The sequence below is a fragment of the Marinomonas flavescens genome, assembly GCF_004352835.1.
Lineage (GTDB): Bacteria > Pseudomonadota > Gammaproteobacteria > Pseudomonadales > Marinomonadaceae > Marinomonas > Marinomonas flavescens.
Genome location: NZ_SJSB01000026.1, coordinates 1 through 16323, shown reverse-complemented (window position 1 = coordinate 16323; position 16323 = coordinate 1). Strand labels below are relative to the sequence as shown.

The window sequence follows — 16323 nt, the reverse complement described above, 5'->3', positions numbered from 1 at the left end:
CGCCATGGACACTAATCACCTAGAGCGAGAGATAAGACCTATCCCAATGGGTAAGAAAAACTGGCTCTTCTGTTGGACAGAACTGGGCGCCGAACACGTTGGCATCATCCAAAGCCTAATCAGCACCTGCAAGCTGCACGACATCGACCCTAACGTCTACCTGACAGATGTCTTGCAACGAGTCAGCCAACATCCAGCAAAAGACACCGTAGACTTGATCCCAAGACGATGGAAGCAACTGTTCGCAGACAACCCGTTGAAATCGCCATTGCTCTGAGAGTCAATGACTCCCTAGAATGAACGCTTACGATAGTGCGCTCAATCATTGCCAACGGCTACTTTACCGACATATTCAAATTTATTGAAAAAGGCCTAAACCTACTTAATACTAAATTACCATAACGATGACCTATCACTTATGCGTCTGCTCACCTTTAAAAAAGAGCACCCAGATGCCACTGGACCAATAAAACCAACTACACGAGACACCAGTAAAAATCTAGATGCCCTTGACCTTGCCCTAGCTCTCCTCCTTATCTTCAAGGGGGAGCTGGAGGGGGTTGTGCACTGGCACTTGACCTGTCATTTGTAGGTCTGTGTACCTTGAAAAAAGAGCGGCTGATGACCACTGCACCAATAAAACCAACTCGCCCTTGATCTTGATCTTGATCTGTCACTTGTAGGTCTGCCTTTAGGCTGATGACCACTGCACCAATAAAACCAACCACACGAGACACCAGTGAAAATCTAGATGGTCTTGACCTTGTTCTTGTGGGCTGGGCTTTAGCCCAGATGCCGCGGAATTCACGAGGTAACCAGACGAGACACCACTGATTAACATGGCTCTATTTTTCAACTGACAAAACCATCACCTACCTTTTGGACTTTAACCGATGATTGGATTTAGACAATCTCCAGTTACTGGCCTAAAGGCCAGCCCACAAATGAACAGACCAATCCCCAGACCATCACCATCATTTCGACTTTAACCGATGGTTGGATTCAAACAATCTCCAGTTATTAGCCTAAAGGCGAACCCACAAGACCTGACATTCAGGATTAACCTGATTCAACCAACTTGCACTTGACCTGTCATTTGTAGGTCTGCTTACCTTAAAAAAAGAACGGCCGATGGCCACTGCACTAATAAACCCAAACACTACAGACATTGCTCTTGTGGGCTGGGCTTTAGCCCAGATACCACTGTGCTAATAAGCCCAAACAGACGAGACACCTGTGAAAATCTAGACGCCCTTGACCTTGACCTGTCACATGTAGGTCAGCCTTTAGGCTGATGACCTCGGAATACACGAGGCAACCAGACGAGACACCTGTGATCAAAGTAATGCTCCTACAACCAAATGGTCTTGTTCTTGTGGGCTGGGCTTTAGCCCAGATACCACTGTGCTAATAAGCCCAAACAGACAAGACACCAGTAAAAATCTCGACGCCCTTTCCCTTGCTCTCCCCCTTATTTTCAAGGGGGAGCTGGAGGGGGTTTTGCACTGGTACTTGCCCTTGATCTGTTACTTGCACTTGCCCTGTTACTTGTGGGTCTGCTTATCTTTAAAAAAGAGCGGCTGATGGCCACCGCACCAATAAACCCAACAACACAAGACACCAGTGAAAACCTAGACGCCCTTGCCTTAACTCTCCCCCTTATTTTCAAGGGGGAGCTGGAGGGGGTTGTGCACTGTCACTATCACTGGCCCTTGAACTGTCTGTAATGGCACTGTCACTTGCACACCGTAATCAAAACTGACCTCTGAACCCTCAACAGCCCACACTGCTCTAAAATATTTCCACGCCATATTGTTTGCACTAATCAAATCATTACTTTAGAATTGTTCACGCATTGAACACTGCTAATTGATTTGCATAAAAAGGATTTAAGTGAAATGACCTGCCTATATACAAGAAACTCTTTATTCATTTTTCTCATAGACCTTTGCTGTCAAGATATAAGCGCTCCTAAGTAACTATCGATGCCTTTAAAAGCACTTTATCCAACTCCAACCTGAATATTTGGAATCTATAGAGTATGAAATTTCTTGTAACCGGAGCGGCTGGCTTCATTGGTACTAACGTTTGTTTGCGTTTACTAGAATCTGGTCACGAAGTAGTAGGTCTAGATAATTTAAATACTTATTACATCCCTGAGCTCAAACAACACCGTTTAGATAAATTGCTGCCTCATACACAATTTCGCTTTGTAAAATTAGACCTTGCAGATCGTGAAGGAATGGCTCAACTCTTTAAAGAAGAGCAATTTCAACGAGTTATCCATTTAGCCGCACAAGCCGGAGTACGCTACTCCATAGAAGCCCCGTTTGATTATGCCGACAGCAACCTGATTGGCATGCTGACTATTTTAGAAGGTTGTCGCCAAAACAAGGTAGAGCACTTAGTCTATGCTTCTTCAAGTTCAGTTTACGGTATGAACTCAAAGGTGCCATTCAGTGAATCTGACCAAGTTGATCAGCCCGTTTCATTGTACGCAGCAAGTAAAAAAGCCAACGAACTAATGGCGCATTCTTACTCACATCTTTATAACATCCCGACGACAGGGCTACGCTTTTTTACAGTTTATGGCCCTGGCGGCCGACCTGATATGGCGCCTTGGTTATTTACCGAAGCGATTCTGAATGATAAGCCGATCAAGGTATTTAACCACGGAAAAATGATGCGTGATTTCACCTACATAGACGACATTGTAGAAGGCGTCATCCGTATTCAGGATGTTGTCCCTGGACAAACGTCTGATAAAGGATCAGAAACAAAAGCACCGTACTCAATTTACAATATTGGTAATAATCAGCCAATTCAGCTATCTGAATTTATAGAAGCTATAGAAGCAGCCTGTGGCAAACCAGCTAAGAAAATCTATATGGATATGCAGCCAGGCGATGTACCCAAAACCTACGCAGACACCACACAACTGGAAGCCGCAGTAGGCTACAAACCTGCAACAAGTATTCAAGATGGCATGGTCAAATTTGTGGAATGGTACAAAGAATTTCAGCATGAATTGAACGCTCATAAAGGGCAGCAGAAATGAAAATACTAGTAACCGGCGGCGCAGGATTTATAGGCTCTGCTGTAATTCGTCATATCATACAAAACACTCAAGACAGTGTGGTGAATCTTGATAAGTTGACCTATGCAGGAAACTTAGAGTCTTTAGTCTCAGTTGTAGATAGTGATCGCTATGCGTTTGAACAGGTCGATATTTGTGACCGAGCTGAGCTTGATCGAGTATTTGCAAAGCATCAGCCTGATGCGGTTATGCACCTTGCAGCAGAAAGTCATGTAGACCGCTCCATTACAGGCCCTGCAGAATTTATTCAGACCAATATCGTTGGTACTTACACACTGCTAGAAGCTGCTCGGGAATACTGGAACACTTTGGGTGACGATTCAAAATCAGCGTTTCGCTTTCATCATATCTCGACCGATGAGGTATACGGAGATTTACCCCATCCTGATGAGCAAGAGGGAAATGGCCTAGATCAAGAGCTGCCGTTATTTACCGAGCAAACATCTTATGCACCCAGTAGCCCTTATTCTGCGAGTAAAGCCTCAAGTGACCACCTTGTTCGGGCTTGGTTAAGAACTTATGGCTTTCCAGCAATAGTAACCAATTGTTCTAACAATTATGGCCCATATCACTTTCCTGAAAAGTTGATTCCTTTAGTCATTCTGAATGCTTTAGAAGGCAAACCACTGCCTATTTATGGTAAAGGTGATCAAATTCGAGATTGGTTATACGTAGAAGATCATGCTCGCGCTTTATACAAAGTCGTTACCGAAGGCAAAGTAGGCGAGACTTACAATATTGGTGGTCATAACGAGAAACAAAATATTGAAGTGGTACAAACCATTTGTCATATTTTAGATGCAATGGTGCCCAAAGTAACATCCTACGCAGAGCAAATTACCTATGTTGCCGATCGACCAGGTCATGATCGTCGCTATGCCATTGATGCAACCAAAATGAGCGCTGAACTAAACTGGACGCCAGAAGAGACCTTCGAAACAGGTCTGTGCAAAACTGTACAGTGGTATCTAGATAACAAAGAATGGTGCGATAACGTGCAAGATGGCTCCTACCAACGTGAGCGCCTTGGCACGCTCGCTGAACAAACGGAAAAAGGCGCCAATATATGAAAGGAATCATTTTAGCCGGTGGTTCAGGCACACGCCTTTATCCCATTACCATTGGGGTATCTAAGCAATTGTTGCCTGTTTATGATAAACCAATGATTTACTATCCCTTGTCTGTATTGATGTTGGCAGGAATTAAAGAAGTATTAATTATTACCACACCAGAAGACCAAAGTAGCTTTCAGCGACTATTAGGTGATGGCTCTAAGTTTGGCATTGAGCTGAGTTATGTTATTCAGCCTAGCCCTGATGGTCTCGCTCAAGCCTTTATTCTGGGTGAAGAGTTTATCGGCGATGATGATGTATGTTTGGTATTGGGCGACAATATTTTCTATGGTCAAGGCTTTACGCCTAAGCTAAAACAAGCGGTTGATAATGCTAAAAATGGTCAAGGTGCGACTGTTTTTGGTTACCAGGTTAAAGATCCTGAACGTTTTGGTGTTGTCGAATTCGATAAAAATCAAAAAGCCATTTCTATAGAAGAAAAGCCTGCTAACCCTAAGTCGCACTTTGCTGTCACTGGTTTGTATTTTTACGATAACTCTGTAGTAGAGCTTGCAAAACAAGTACAGCCCTCTCATCGTGGTGAGCTGGAAATCACTTGTCTCAACGAAATGTACTTACAACAAAATAAGCTCAACGTTCAGATGCTAGGTCGGGGATTTGCGTGGTTAGATACAGGCACTCATGAGAGTTTATTAGAAGCTGCACAATTTGTAGAAACCATTGAAAAACGCCAAGGTTATAAAATCGCTTGTTTAGAAGAGATAGCTTTTAATAATAGTTGGTTGAGCAAAGAGCAGATAAAGGCTTTTGCACAGCCGTTAGCGAAAAATAGCTATGGTCAGTATCTATTAGAAATTATTAAGGAAGGCCTGTGAGCTTAGTTCAATTAATTGACTTCCCACCGTTGGGCGACGATAGAGGCTCTTTGGTTGCCCTTGAAGCAAACAAAAGCATCCCGTTTGACATTAAACGTGTGTATTACATTTTTGGTACAGAGCAAGGTGTTGCGCGTGGTTTTCATGCCCATAAACAACTTAAACAAGTCGCGGTCTGTGTCACAGGGCGGTGCCGTATGGTGTTAGATGGCGGCAAACATCGAGAAGATGTATGGATCGACTCGCCCACAAAAGGCATCCTGATTGAAGATATGATCTGGCATGAAATGCATGACTTTAGTGAAGACTGCGTACTGCTAGTGTTAGCTAGCGAATGCTATGATGAAAGTGACTATATTCGTGATTATGATAAGTTTTTGGAGTGCTCTCGATAATGCCTTACATTCACCCATTGGCTGACGTTCAAACTGATCAAATCGGTGAAGACACAAAAGTGTGGCAATTTTCTGTGATTTTAGAAGGTGCTAAAATCGGTGCAAACTGCAATATTAATGCGCTGACATTCATTGAAAACGATGTGGTTATAGGTAATAACGTAACCATTAAATCAGGTGTTCAAGTATGGGATGGGTTACGGATTGCCGATAATGTTTTTGTTGGGCCGAATGTTACTTTTACAAATGATTTCACACCAAGATCAAAACAGCACCCGAGTGAATTTTTAAAAACAGCGATAGAGCATCATGCTTCAATTGGTGCCAATGCGACTATTATTGGTGGTGTTAACATCGGTGCATATGCTTTGATTGGCGCTGGCAGTGTCATTACAAAAGATGTTCCAAGCCATGCATTGGTTTATGGCAATCCTGCTAAGCAAAATGGCTGGGTGTGTCAGTGTGGTACAAAACTGATTGAGCTTAATTGCGTCACTTGTAAAAAGAGTTATGCCATGATGAATAATCTACTAACAGAACAGAACAGAACAGCGATAAATGACGATGAGTTTTATGTCCACTCTTTACGAGGTGTGGCATGAAATTCATTCAAGGGAAGCGTATCAACTTAAGAGTAGCTCAAGTAGAAGATGCTGAATTCATATTGAACCTGAGGCTATTGCAACATAAATCACAGTATTTAAGCCCAGTCGAAAATGATTTGCTAAAACAAAAGGCTTGGTTAGAAGGTTACAAGCAAAAAGAAGAACAAGCGTTAGAGTACTACTTTGTTATTGAGAATAAACAACACGAAAATTTAGGATTAGTCCGCGTTTATGATTTACAACCAGATTCATTTTGCTGGGGAAGTTGGCTAATAAAAGATGGTGCGCCTCAAACGACTGCGATTGAATCGGCACTCTTAGTTTATGAATTCGGATTTAATGAATTAGGCTACCGACAAGCGCATTTTGATGTTCGTAAAGGCAACGATAGAGTCATTGCTTTCCATCGACGCTTTGGTGCTCAAGTGACACACGAAGATGAATTGAATGTTTATTTCAACTACAAGTTTGAAGATTATTTAAAAGTGAAACAGAAATATAAAAGGTATTTAAATTGATCCCATTTTTAGATCTAAAAGCTATTAACTCTCAATACCAAAAAGAGCTAAAAGAAGCGTGTGCTCGGGTTATTGATTCAGGTTGGTATATACAGGGTGAAGAAGTAAGAGCCTTTGAGCGGGAATTTGCTGATTACTGCGGCACACAGCATTGTATTGGTGTCGCAAATGGCTTAGATGCGCTAACACTAACACTAAGAGCTTGGAAAGAATTAGGTAAGTTAAAAGAAGGGGACGAAGTGATCGTGCCTGCGAATACCTATATTGCCAGTATTCTTGCTATTACCGAAAATCGTCTAGTGCCTGTGTTAGTTGAGCCAGATCTAGCAACCTATAACCTTTGTCCTACTAATGCTGAAGCCGCTATCACAGACAAAACCCGTGTTATCTTACCTGTACATCTTTATGGCCAAATGGCGGATATGCCTGCGATTATGGATATTGCTAAAAGACACAAGTTGCTTGTGCTTGAAGACTCTGCACAGTCTCATGGTGCCAGTATTAATGGTGTAAAAGCCGGTAACTGGGGCGATGCTTCAGGTTTTAGTTTCTACCCTGGTAAGAACCTAGGCGCGTTGGGTGATGCTGGTGCGGTGACAACCAACGATGCTGAATTGGCAAGTACCTTAAGAGCGTTAGGTAACTATGGCAGCCATAAAAAATACGAGAATTTGTACCAAGGCGTTAACAGTCGTCTAGATGAAATACAAGCCGCAATGCTCAGAGTAAAACTTCGTCACCTAGACACAGAAATAGCACATCGCCGTAAAGTCGCCGCCGCTTACTGTGTCGGCATAGATCATTCCGACATTACCCTGCCTATTCAAGACAAAACGGTAGATATCCAAGGCTACGAATCTCATGTATGGCACTTGTTTGTGATTCGTTGTGAAAAACGGGAAATGTTACAACAGCACCTGATATCGCAAGGCGTTCAAACGTTAATACACTACCCAATACCGCCACATCAGCAAAAAGCGTATCAGGACTGGTCAAATCAGACTCACCCGTTGACTGAAAGCATCCACCAACAAGTGATGAGTTTGCCTGTAAGCCCAGTGATGACAAGTGAAGAGATAAAAGGAGTGATTAAAGCGGTGGCGACTTTTAAATGACTTTAGTCAAAACGTCTATATTGAGTTTTATTGCCACGGCTATAAAAATGCTCTCTGCGCTAGTTATCAACAAAGCCGTTGCGATTTATATCGGGCCGTCTGGGCTGGCGCTTATTGGTCAGCTACAAAGCTTTAGCCAAATGGTAACGACTCTAGCGCAAGGTGCCATTAATAGTGGAGTGACTAAATACACAGCTGAATACGGTAAAGATGATAGCCGAACGCCTGTGCTGTTTAGCACGGCGAGTAAAATTTGCCTAACAACCTCTTTGTTTGTGGGGGCTGCTATTGTCGCTTTTTCTCGATATGCATCGTTGCGAGTGTTGCATTCTGAGAGTTACACCCATATCTTCGTCATATTTGGTTTTACAATTGTATTATTTGTTATCAATAACCTGTTGCTTTCGATTTTAAACGGCCTAAAAGAGATCAAAACCTGGGTGATGATCAATATCATCCAAAGTGTATACAGTTTGATTTTTACTACCTTGTTAATTGTGTGGCTTGGGTTAGATGGTGCATTGATTGCCATGGTTACTAATCAATCCGTAATACTGCTCATTGTACTTTGGATGCTTAGAAAACATCCCGTTATTAGGCTCGCAAACTTTAAGCGCTCATTTGATACAGCAGAAGCCAAAAAACTCGTAGGCTTTGCCGCTATGGCTGTAACCTCGGGTTTGACAGTGCCGGTATCGCACTTGATTATCCGTAACTACATAGGTGAAACACTCGGTTGGGAAGACGCAGGCTACTGGCAAGCCATGTGGTATATCTCGACTATGTATTTGATGGTAGTCACCACAGCACTAGGTATCTACTACTTGCCAAAATTGTCAGAAATAACGGACAAAGCAGAGCTTCGAAGAGAATTATTAAGCGGTTATAAGATTATAATGCCGATTGTTATTGCAATGTCAGTAGGTGTTTTTGTACTGAAGGATTTTATTATTTGGCTTTTATTTACGCCAGATTTTTATGCAATTCGAGATCTATTTTTTTGGCAGCTAGTGGGAGATGTTATTAAGCTAGCCGCTTGGTTGATTGCTTATCTCATGCTTGCTAAAGCTATGACAAAAACTTTTATTATTACTGAAATAGCATTTAGTGTCAGCTTTGTACTACTGTCTATTTGGTTTGTAAGTCAATACGGATTGATTGGGATGAGCTATTCGTTTGCATTAAATTATATGCTTTATTTGATTGTAATGATTTTCGTGATGAGAAAATCGTGGGTTGGATAATGTTAATTATATTAAAAGAACATCATTGCAGTTTTTAGGGAAAGAAAAGAAATGAAAATTCTATTATTAGGTGAGTATAGTGCTTTCCATAAAAACCTCAAAGAAGGGCTTGTTGAGCTTGGGTATGATGCAGTTGTAGCAGCTCATGGTGACGGGTTTAAGAAAGTACCTTGTGATATTTCATTTACTTCAAGCTTACCTAGTTTATTTGGTAAGCTTAGTAGTCGTTTAACTCCTCTATGTAAGTTGGATCAACTGACAGGATATGATGTAGTACAACTGATTAACCCTTTTGCTTTTGGGAGAGGGTATTTTTTTGAACGATTTTTTTTACAAAAAATTATAGATGGAAATGAAAAGTTCTTCCTATCTGGTGCTGGCGATGATGCTTTTTTTTGGAAATATGGAAGAAAAGCACTTGAGTATGGACCATTTGATGATTTTTTAAAATACGATCTTAATTCTGATCGTTTTTATATGGAAACTGATAAGGCCTTTGACTTTAATAAACGGATGTTAGAAAAGTCAAACGGACTTATCCCAATAATGTACGAATATGAAAAAAGCTATGAAGGACAGCCCAAGCGTTTAAATACTATTCCGATTCCTATGAATATGGATAAAATTGTATATGAAGATAATAAACTAGGTAAGAAACTTGTTGTGTTTCATGGATTAAATCGATATGGGTTTAAAGGTACTAGGCATGTAGAAGAGGCTTTTGAGTATTTAGGAAATAAATATCCAAATGACTTAGAGCTCGTAATAGATGGAAAAATGCCATTAAATGAATATCTTCAGCTTATGAGAAGAACCAACGTTGTGATTGACCAGATGAATAGTTATTCACTAGGGGTTAATGGAATTTATGCACTCGCAATGGGGAAGGTTGTGCTGGGTGGGGTTGAACCTGAGAGTTTAATCAGCTTAGGTGTAGAGTCTAGCCCGGTAATAAACTTAAAACCAAACGCACAAAGCATCATTCAACAAGTTGAAAATTTACTAGAACGAAAGAATGAAATTCAGAAGTTAGGTTATGAAAGTCGTCAGTTTGCTGAAAATGTACATGGCCACATAAAAGTTGCTCAACAATATATTGAAACATGGGGCAAATACTAAATGTGTGGTATAGCTGGTTTTCTAGGGAACTCTATTTCTCCTGATATTGATTTGATGAATATGGTAAATACGATACAACACCGTGGACCAAACGATCAAGGCGTTTGGTTTGATGAAGGTGTTGGTTTCGCTCATTCTCGTCTTGCAATCGTTGATTTATCACCAGCTGGTCATCAGCCTATGCAGTCTGCTTGTGATCGGTATCTCATTGCTTTTAATGGTGAAATTTATAATCATAAAAAACTCCGTATCCAATTAGAACAACAGAACCAAGCGCCTGAGTGGCGTGGTCATTCTGATACAGAGACTCTATTGGCTTGTTTTAGTTCTTGGGGTATTGAACAGACACTCCAAGCAACTGTTGGAATGTTTGCTATAGCTTTATGGGATAAACACGAAAATGTACTTACTTTAGCTCGTGATCGCTTTGGTGAAAAGCCATTGTATTGGGGGTGGAATAATGATGCTTTGCTATTTGGCTCTGAGCTTAAAGCATTAAAAGCTTTTCCAGATTTTAATGCACAAGTTGATCGGAATTCCCTTGCTTTATTATTACGCTATAACTACATACCAGCACCACACAGTATTTACCAAGGCATTGAGAAACTAAAAGCAGGGTATTTTGTACAGATTGCTAAAGGGCAGAAACGATGTGATGTTGAACCTAAGGCTTTTTGGTCCTTTAAGCAAACCATTGGAAATGGTATTCAAAACCCTTTTACTGGCAATGAATCGCAAGCAGTCGATGAGTTAGAAAATAGACTAACGGAGTCAATAAAAGATCAAATGTTGGCAGATGTTCCACTGGGGGCTTTTTTAAGCGGTGGAGTAGATAGCAGCGCAGTAGTAGCGCTAATGCAAAAGCAATCTAATAGACCAATTAAAACCTTTGCAATTGGCTTTGATGAGCCTGGCTACAATGAAGCTATTTATGCTAAAGAGGTCGCCCAGCATCTAGGCACCGACCACACCGAGCTTTATGTGGGTGCTGATGATGCGTTAGCCTTGGTGCCTAAACTGGCAAGTATTTACTGCGAACCTTTTGCGGACAGTTCTCAGTTGCCTACCTTTTTAGTGAGTCAAATGGCGAAGCGTCAAGTCACAGTGACACTTAGTGGTGATGGTGGAGATGAATTATTTGGTGGCTATAATCCTTATCATTTTGCTCCTAAAATCTGGAATAAAGTTAAATTATTACCAACACCTTTGAGAACATTAGCAGCGCAGGTTCTTTCGGGATTACCGTTGCCAAACAAAATACAAAAACTGCTATCTGTTTTTCCTGCAAAAGATAGACAGCAGTTTTATCAACTAATGATGAGCCATTGGACTAATGCGACTGACCTTGTAATTGGTTCTTCTAATCTTGATGTGTACTTGTCTGATCCAACGCAATGGCCCACAACAGATAGTTTTGAGCATTGGATGATGGCAATGGACGCTGGTCAATACATGACTGATGATATTTTAGTAAAAGTAGACCGGGCTGCGATGGCAAATAGCTTAGAAACTCGTGTTCCTTTATTAGATCATCGTGTGTTTGAATTTGCTTGGCAGCTACCTCAACACATGAAGATTCGTGATGGAGTAGGGAAGTGGGCGCTAAGAGAGGTATTATATCGTCATGTGCCAAAAGCTATGATTGATCGACCGAAAAAAGGTTTTTCTATTCCTTTAGCTCAGTGGTTGAGAGGTCCATTACGTGAATGGGCTGAATCGCTTCTTTCTGAAAAGCGTTTAATTTCAGAGGGATATTTTAACCCTAAACCAATAAGAGAAGCTTGGCTTGCGCATCTAGCGGGTAAATCCGATAACGCCTCAAAACTATGGAGTATTTTAATGTTTCAAGCATGGTTGGAAGCTCAGTGAGTAAGGTTTCAAAAAGAAAAAAAGTATTACACATTATTACTGGGTTAAATAATGGTGGTGCAGAAGCTGTACTATACCGCCTGTGCACACATGATAAAAATAACAGACATGTAGTAATATCCTTAATGGATGAAGGGAAGTATGGCCCGTTATTAAATGAGGCTGGCATTGATGTACATTGTCTTGATATGCAAGCAGGTCGTGTGAGCATAGTTGGGCTATATAAGCTTTTTAAGCTTTTACGGTCACTCAAACCTGATGTTGTACAGACTTGGATGTACCATGCTGATTTAATTGGTGGTCTCGTAGCGAGGTTGGCAGGAATAAAGAATGTGTATTGGAATATTCGACACACAACATTAGACCCAGAGCACTCAAAACGCTCAACCATCCTTATTGCTAAGTTGTGTGCTAAGTTGAGTACTTTTGTACCTAAGGGGGTAATCTGTTGTGCAGAGAAGGCAGTAGAAGTGCATTCAAAGATTGGTTACAGTTTTGCAAAAATGACAGTGATTTCTAACGGGTATAACCTTTCTAATTTAAAGATTATGCCGGATGCACAGAAAATATTAAGCGAAGAGCTGGGTGATATTTTCCCTATTATTGGTATGGTTGGTCGGTTTGATCCCCAAAAAGACCATTTCGGTTTGTTATCAGCTTTTTCAATTCTTAAAAAAGGGGGGGTATCATATAAACTGGCTTTAGTAGGTCGCGATTTAAATAGTGTCAATTTAACGCTAATTGAAAAAATAAAAGCGCTGGACTTGAATGGTGAAGTCCTATTGCTCGATCAGAGAAAAGATATCCCAGTAATAATGAACAGCCTTACACTCCATGTTTTATCATCATCATTTGGAGAGGCATTCCCCAACGTACTGGCTGAAGCCATGGCTTGCGGAACGCCTTGTGTAACTACAGACGTGGGTGATGCAGCTCGCATTGTTGGTCATACTGGTTGGGTTGTTCCGCCGAAAGACCCTAAAGCATTGGCTAATGCTATATCAGAAGCTTTGCATGAAAAAGAATGCTTTCCTGAACAATGGGCTGAAAGAAAAAAAGCTTGCCGTGAACGTATAGTAGAAAACTTTAGCATTGATACAATGGTTGATGATTATCAAAAAAACTGGAGTATTGAATGATTTTCGTAGTGACTTTTATTTTTTATAGACATGATATTAGAGGTAGATTTGAAAATAAAATATAATTCAATATTCATATTTTATAATTTGATGTTTGTAGTCTTCATTTCTTTTCTTGTTATGAATACAGCAAGTGATAGAGGTAATTATATAGAACTTTTCAATTCCCCTTTCAGTAATGGGCGGATTGAGATTGTTTTTCAATATTATATGAATCTTTTTAACATTCTCAATATTCCTGCTAAATTTTCAATTGCTTTTACTAGCGCTATCATATATTTTTTACTTAGTAAATTTTGGCTTAAGTTTTTTTATTCAAATTGGTTTTTTTCTGTATTGATATTTAATTTTATAGTTTTCTCTATACTTAATTATTATTTGGGTACTTCAATCAGGATGGGGTTGGCTATGTCCTTGTCTTTGTTTTTTTCTTTAAAAATATTGAATGGTAAATTAAGATTCATCCCTCTTTTTCTACTAACTTTTTTAGTACATTATGGCGCTATTTTGTTTGTTTTGGTGTTTTCTTGGGTGTTTTTTTATAGAGAACTTAAGGTTAGGTATCATATTTTTATTGCGGTTTTCAGTGGTTTTTTTCTTCTAATTTCCTTTAAATACCTGCTTCCTTTTTTTCCCTTCCCACCTTATTACATGCAATATTTAAACTCTGGTTTTGGTAAAACTGACAGGTTTTTGCCATTCACCATTATATTTTCATTATTTTCATTGTTTTTTATTTTTATAAAATATAAAGTTGCAATTTTTTTGAATAAGAATCTATATCTGCTATCAATATATACAATACCATTTCTAATTTTAATTGTTTTTAATGGGAACCTGTTCTTTGCTAAAATGTTGATTCCACTAATTTTTGTTCAAAGCTTATTGCTCTCTCTTTTATATTATAAATTAGCGCTGACCTTTTTTGGTGCGAATTTATTTTTATTATTATTGTGTGCGTTAAATGTATTTTCAATTTTATATGCATTAAAAATGTACAATTTCATATAGTCTTCTGTGCTAAGATTATCGTCGTCTAATTTAAATTTTATAAATAAATAAATAAATAAATAGATAGGTTAAGGTGAGTTAAAATCAGTGGATTATTAGAAAAATGCTAGGGAATATGCGAATAAGTCTTTCACATGAGACAATTCATTTTTAAACTTCGAGCTTAGTCATGTCACATCAAATTACTTTTGCCGACAGCGAATTCAGCAACAAGCGTCGTAAAACACGCAAAGAAATTTCCCTTTCGCGGATGGATGAATTGATGCCTTGGGATCAGCTTGAGGCCGTGATTGAGCCTTTTTATCCTAAAGCAGGAAAAGGAAGAAGACCGTATCCATTGTCCACCATATTTCGCATTCACTGCATGCAGCATTGATACAACATGAGCGATCCTGCCATGGAGGATGCACTTTATGAAATCATATCAATACGCCTTTTTGCTGGGTTGTCGCTGGACAGTGTCTTTTTAAAAGTGAGCGTCGGCTAAACCCCACATAGCAATCTCTTCCAAAAACCATAAAGTCTTTTATTTTTTAAATTGGAATAAAAGACTCATGTTTACGGCTTCTGATCAACTTAATGTGACCCTCATTTGTGGGCCAACCGATATGCGTAAAGCCATTGATGGGCTATGCAATATTGTTGCGTACGATTTGAAAAAAGAACCTTGTAGCGACCACATATTTGTTTTTTGTGGTCGAGTGCGCGATAAAGTCAAAATCTTACAATGGGCGTCGAATGGCTTCTGGCTACATTATAAGCGTCTCGAAAAAGGGCATTTTCAGTGGCCTGGTATTAATGATGAACACTTGTCAATTCAAGTCTCACCCCGTCAGCTGAATTGGTTGCTAGATGGCCTTGCGCTCAATGTACAAGACGCTCATCCGCATTTAACCTATCGATATCATGACGATTAGGGCATTCGCTTGGTATAATCCAAGCCATGAAAATGCTCCCAGATGACTTACCCAATGACGTTGATTCGCTTAAGGCTCTTTTACTTGAGCAATCATTACTATTAGGTAAAAAAGACGATCAACTTGCTGAGTGGGCATCAAAATACGAACGGATTCTTGGTAAGCGTCGGTTAAACCCCACATAGCAATTCCTTCCAAAAACCATAAAGTCTTTTGTTTTCTCAACAGGAACATAAGGCTTATGTTTACATCCTCCTCTCAGCACCATGTCACTTTGATCTGTGGTCCCACGGACATGCGTAAAGCCATTGATGGGCTATGCAATATCGTCGCGTACGATCTGGAAAAAGAGCCTTGTAGCGAACAGGTTTTTGTCTTTTGCGGTCGAGCGCGCGATAAAGTCAAAATCTTACAATGGGCGTCGAATGGTTTTTGGTTGCATTATAAGCGTCTCGAAAAAGGTCATTTTCAGTGGCCTGGTATTAATGATGAACACTTGTCAATTCAAGTCTCACCCCGTCAGCTGAATTGGTTGCTAGATGGTCTTGCGCTCAACTTACAAGAAGCTCACCCACATTTAACCTATCGATATCATGACGATTAGGGTATTCGCTTGGTATAATCCAAGCCATGAAAATACTTCCTGATAACCTACCCAATGACGTTGAATCGCTTAAGGCTCTTTTACTTGAGCAGTCTCTGCTGCTGGGTGAAAAAGAGTCGTCATTGATAGAGCAAGAAAAAGCATTAACAGAAAAAGATAGCAAAATCGCTGAATGGGAGTCTAAATATCAGCTGATTCTTGAGCAATGGCGTTTAGCTCAACAAAAACAGTTTGGGAAAAGTTCTGAGCTCTCTCCAGGGCAAGGCGAGTTGTTTGATGAAGGCACTGCTGAAGCAAGCGATGACGTGGTCGTGCCTGATACTCAGGTCGTATCTTACGTTCGAACCAAACCAAAACGTAAGCCGTTACCGAAAGATCTGCCTCGTGACATCGTGGTTCTTGATCTCCCAGAATCGGAAAAAATCTGCAAGTGCTGCGAAGGCAAGCTTCATCAGATTGGCAAAGACTCGTCTGAAAAGTTAGAGTTTATCCCCGCACAACTTAAAGTGGTCGAAACAGTACGGCCTAAGTATGCTTGCCGAGAATGTGAAAAAACAGGCGTTAAAAATCACATTAAACAAGCCCCAATGCCACCGAGCATTATGCCTAAAGGCATCGCAACGCCCAGCTTACTCAGCCAAATCATTACGGGGAAGTTCCAATACAGCTTACCTCTGTATAGACAAGAATCGATGTTCAAACAATATGGGATCGAGCTGAGTCGGCAGACGATGTCAGATTG

General features: G+C 40.3%; 17 protein-coding genes and 1 pseudogene. 17 read left to right on the top strand and 1 reads right to left on the bottom strand.

Features of this window, described 5'->3' with window-relative positions; all coding sequences use genetic code 11:
• On the top strand, nucleotides 1-277 hold a 277-nt coding region (locus E0D70_RS17030), incomplete at its 5' end, for a transposase domain-containing protein (protein WP_133013473.1).
• A 262-nt stretch (nucleotides 278-539) separates the two neighbouring features.
• Here the strand turns inward: E0D70_RS17030 and E0D70_RS17025 are convergent.
• Nucleotides 540-728: a hypothetical protein gene (locus E0D70_RS17025; RefSeq protein WP_133013472.1), complete on the bottom strand. Its 189-nt coding sequence runs from the start codon at nucleotides 726-728 to the stop codon at nucleotides 540-542.
• Nucleotides 729-2041: 1313 nt separating this feature from the next.
• Here E0D70_RS17025 and E0D70_RS17020 point away from each other — a divergent pair.
• The 16 genes and pseudogenes from E0D70_RS17020 to E0D70_RS16945 form a co-directional block, all read left to right on the top strand.
• The gene (locus E0D70_RS17020) at nucleotides 2042-3058 is read left to right on the top strand and encodes an NAD-dependent epimerase (RefSeq protein ID WP_133013471.1); all 1017 of its coding nucleotides are present in this window, start codon (nucleotides 2042-2044) and stop codon (nucleotides 3056-3058) included.
• Complete coding sequence (gene rfbB / locus E0D70_RS17015; protein WP_133013470.1) at nucleotides 3055-4167, top strand: dTDP-glucose 4,6-dehydratase; 1113 nt, start codon at nucleotides 3055-3057, stop codon at nucleotides 4165-4167. Before E0D70_RS17020 ends, rfbB begins: the two co-directional genes overlap by 4 nt.
• A complete protein-coding gene (gene rfbA, locus E0D70_RS17010) occupies nucleotides 4164-5045 on the top strand; it encodes a glucose-1-phosphate thymidylyltransferase RfbA (RefSeq protein WP_165942928.1) in 882 nt (293 codons plus the stop codon). The genes rfbB and rfbA overlap by 4 nt, the downstream gene beginning before the upstream one ends.
• A complete protein-coding gene (locus tag E0D70_RS17005) occupies nucleotides 5042-5440 on the top strand; it encodes a sugar 3,4-ketoisomerase (RefSeq protein WP_133013469.1) in 399 nt (132 codons plus the stop codon). Before rfbA ends, E0D70_RS17005 begins: the two co-directional genes overlap by 4 nt.
• Nucleotides 5440-6042, top strand: a complete 603-nt coding sequence (locus tag E0D70_RS17000; RefSeq protein ID WP_133013468.1) for an acyltransferase — start codon at nucleotides 5440-5442, stop codon at nucleotides 6040-6042. The genes E0D70_RS17005 and E0D70_RS17000 overlap by 1 nt, the downstream gene beginning before the upstream one ends.
• The gene (locus tag E0D70_RS16995) at nucleotides 6039-6563 is read left to right on the top strand and encodes a GNAT family N-acetyltransferase (RefSeq protein ID WP_133013467.1); all 525 of its coding nucleotides are present in this window, start codon (nucleotides 6039-6041) and stop codon (nucleotides 6561-6563) included. Before E0D70_RS17000 ends, E0D70_RS16995 begins: the two co-directional genes overlap by 4 nt.
• The gene (locus tag E0D70_RS16990) at nucleotides 6560-7678 is read left to right on the top strand and encodes a DegT/DnrJ/EryC1/StrS family aminotransferase (protein WP_133013466.1); all 1119 of its coding nucleotides are present in this window, start codon (nucleotides 6560-6562) and stop codon (nucleotides 7676-7678) included. The genes E0D70_RS16995 and E0D70_RS16990 overlap by 4 nt, the downstream gene beginning before the upstream one ends.
• Nucleotides 7675-8922: an O-antigen translocase gene (locus tag E0D70_RS16985; RefSeq protein ID WP_133013465.1), complete on the top strand. Its 1248-nt coding sequence runs from the start codon at nucleotides 7675-7677 to the stop codon at nucleotides 8920-8922. The genes E0D70_RS16990 and E0D70_RS16985 overlap by 4 nt, the downstream gene beginning before the upstream one ends.
• A 51-nt stretch (nucleotides 8923-8973) precedes the next feature.
• Nucleotides 8974-10041 carry a glycosyltransferase family protein gene (locus tag E0D70_RS16980; protein ID WP_133013464.1) on the top strand — a complete coding sequence of 356 codons (1068 nt, stop codon included), beginning with the start codon at nucleotides 8974-8976 and terminating at the stop codon, nucleotides 10039-10041.
• Nucleotides 10042-11910 (top strand): asparagine synthase (glutamine-hydrolyzing), encoded by a 1869-nt coding sequence (asnB, locus tag E0D70_RS16975; protein WP_133013463.1) that lies wholly within the window; start codon nucleotides 10042-10044, stop codon nucleotides 11908-11910.
• The gene (locus E0D70_RS16970; protein ID WP_240537181.1) at nucleotides 11907-13049 is read left to right on the top strand and encodes a glycosyltransferase family 4 protein; all 1143 of its coding nucleotides are present in this window, start codon (nucleotides 11907-11909) and stop codon (nucleotides 13047-13049) included. The genes asnB and E0D70_RS16970 overlap by 4 nt, the downstream gene beginning before the upstream one ends.
• 1180 nt (nucleotides 13050-14229) lie before the next feature.
• Nucleotides 14230-14517: pseudogene (locus tag E0D70_RS16960) on the top strand (transposase); the annotation flags it as partial.
• Nucleotides 14518-14614: 97 nt separating this feature from the next.
• Nucleotides 14615-14977 carry an IS66 family insertion sequence element accessory protein TnpB gene (gene tnpB, locus E0D70_RS16955; protein WP_133013461.1) on the top strand — a complete coding sequence of 121 codons (363 nt, stop codon included), beginning with the start codon at nucleotides 14615-14617 and terminating at the stop codon, nucleotides 14975-14977.
• 26 nt (nucleotides 14978-15003) lie between these two features.
• Complete coding sequence (locus tag E0D70_RS17525; RefSeq protein ID WP_165942926.1) at nucleotides 15004-15162, top strand: hypothetical protein; 159 nt, start codon at nucleotides 15004-15006, stop codon at nucleotides 15160-15162.
• A 56-nt stretch (nucleotides 15163-15218) separates the two neighbouring features.
• Complete coding sequence (gene tnpB, locus E0D70_RS16950) at nucleotides 15219-15581, top strand: IS66 family insertion sequence element accessory protein TnpB (RefSeq protein WP_133013460.1); 363 nt, start codon at nucleotides 15219-15221, stop codon at nucleotides 15579-15581.
• Nucleotides 15582-15607: 26 nt separating this feature from the next.
• The coding region (locus E0D70_RS16945; protein ID WP_165942925.1) for an IS66 family transposase zinc-finger binding domain-containing protein at nucleotides 15608-16323 on the top strand (716 nt) is incomplete at its 3' end.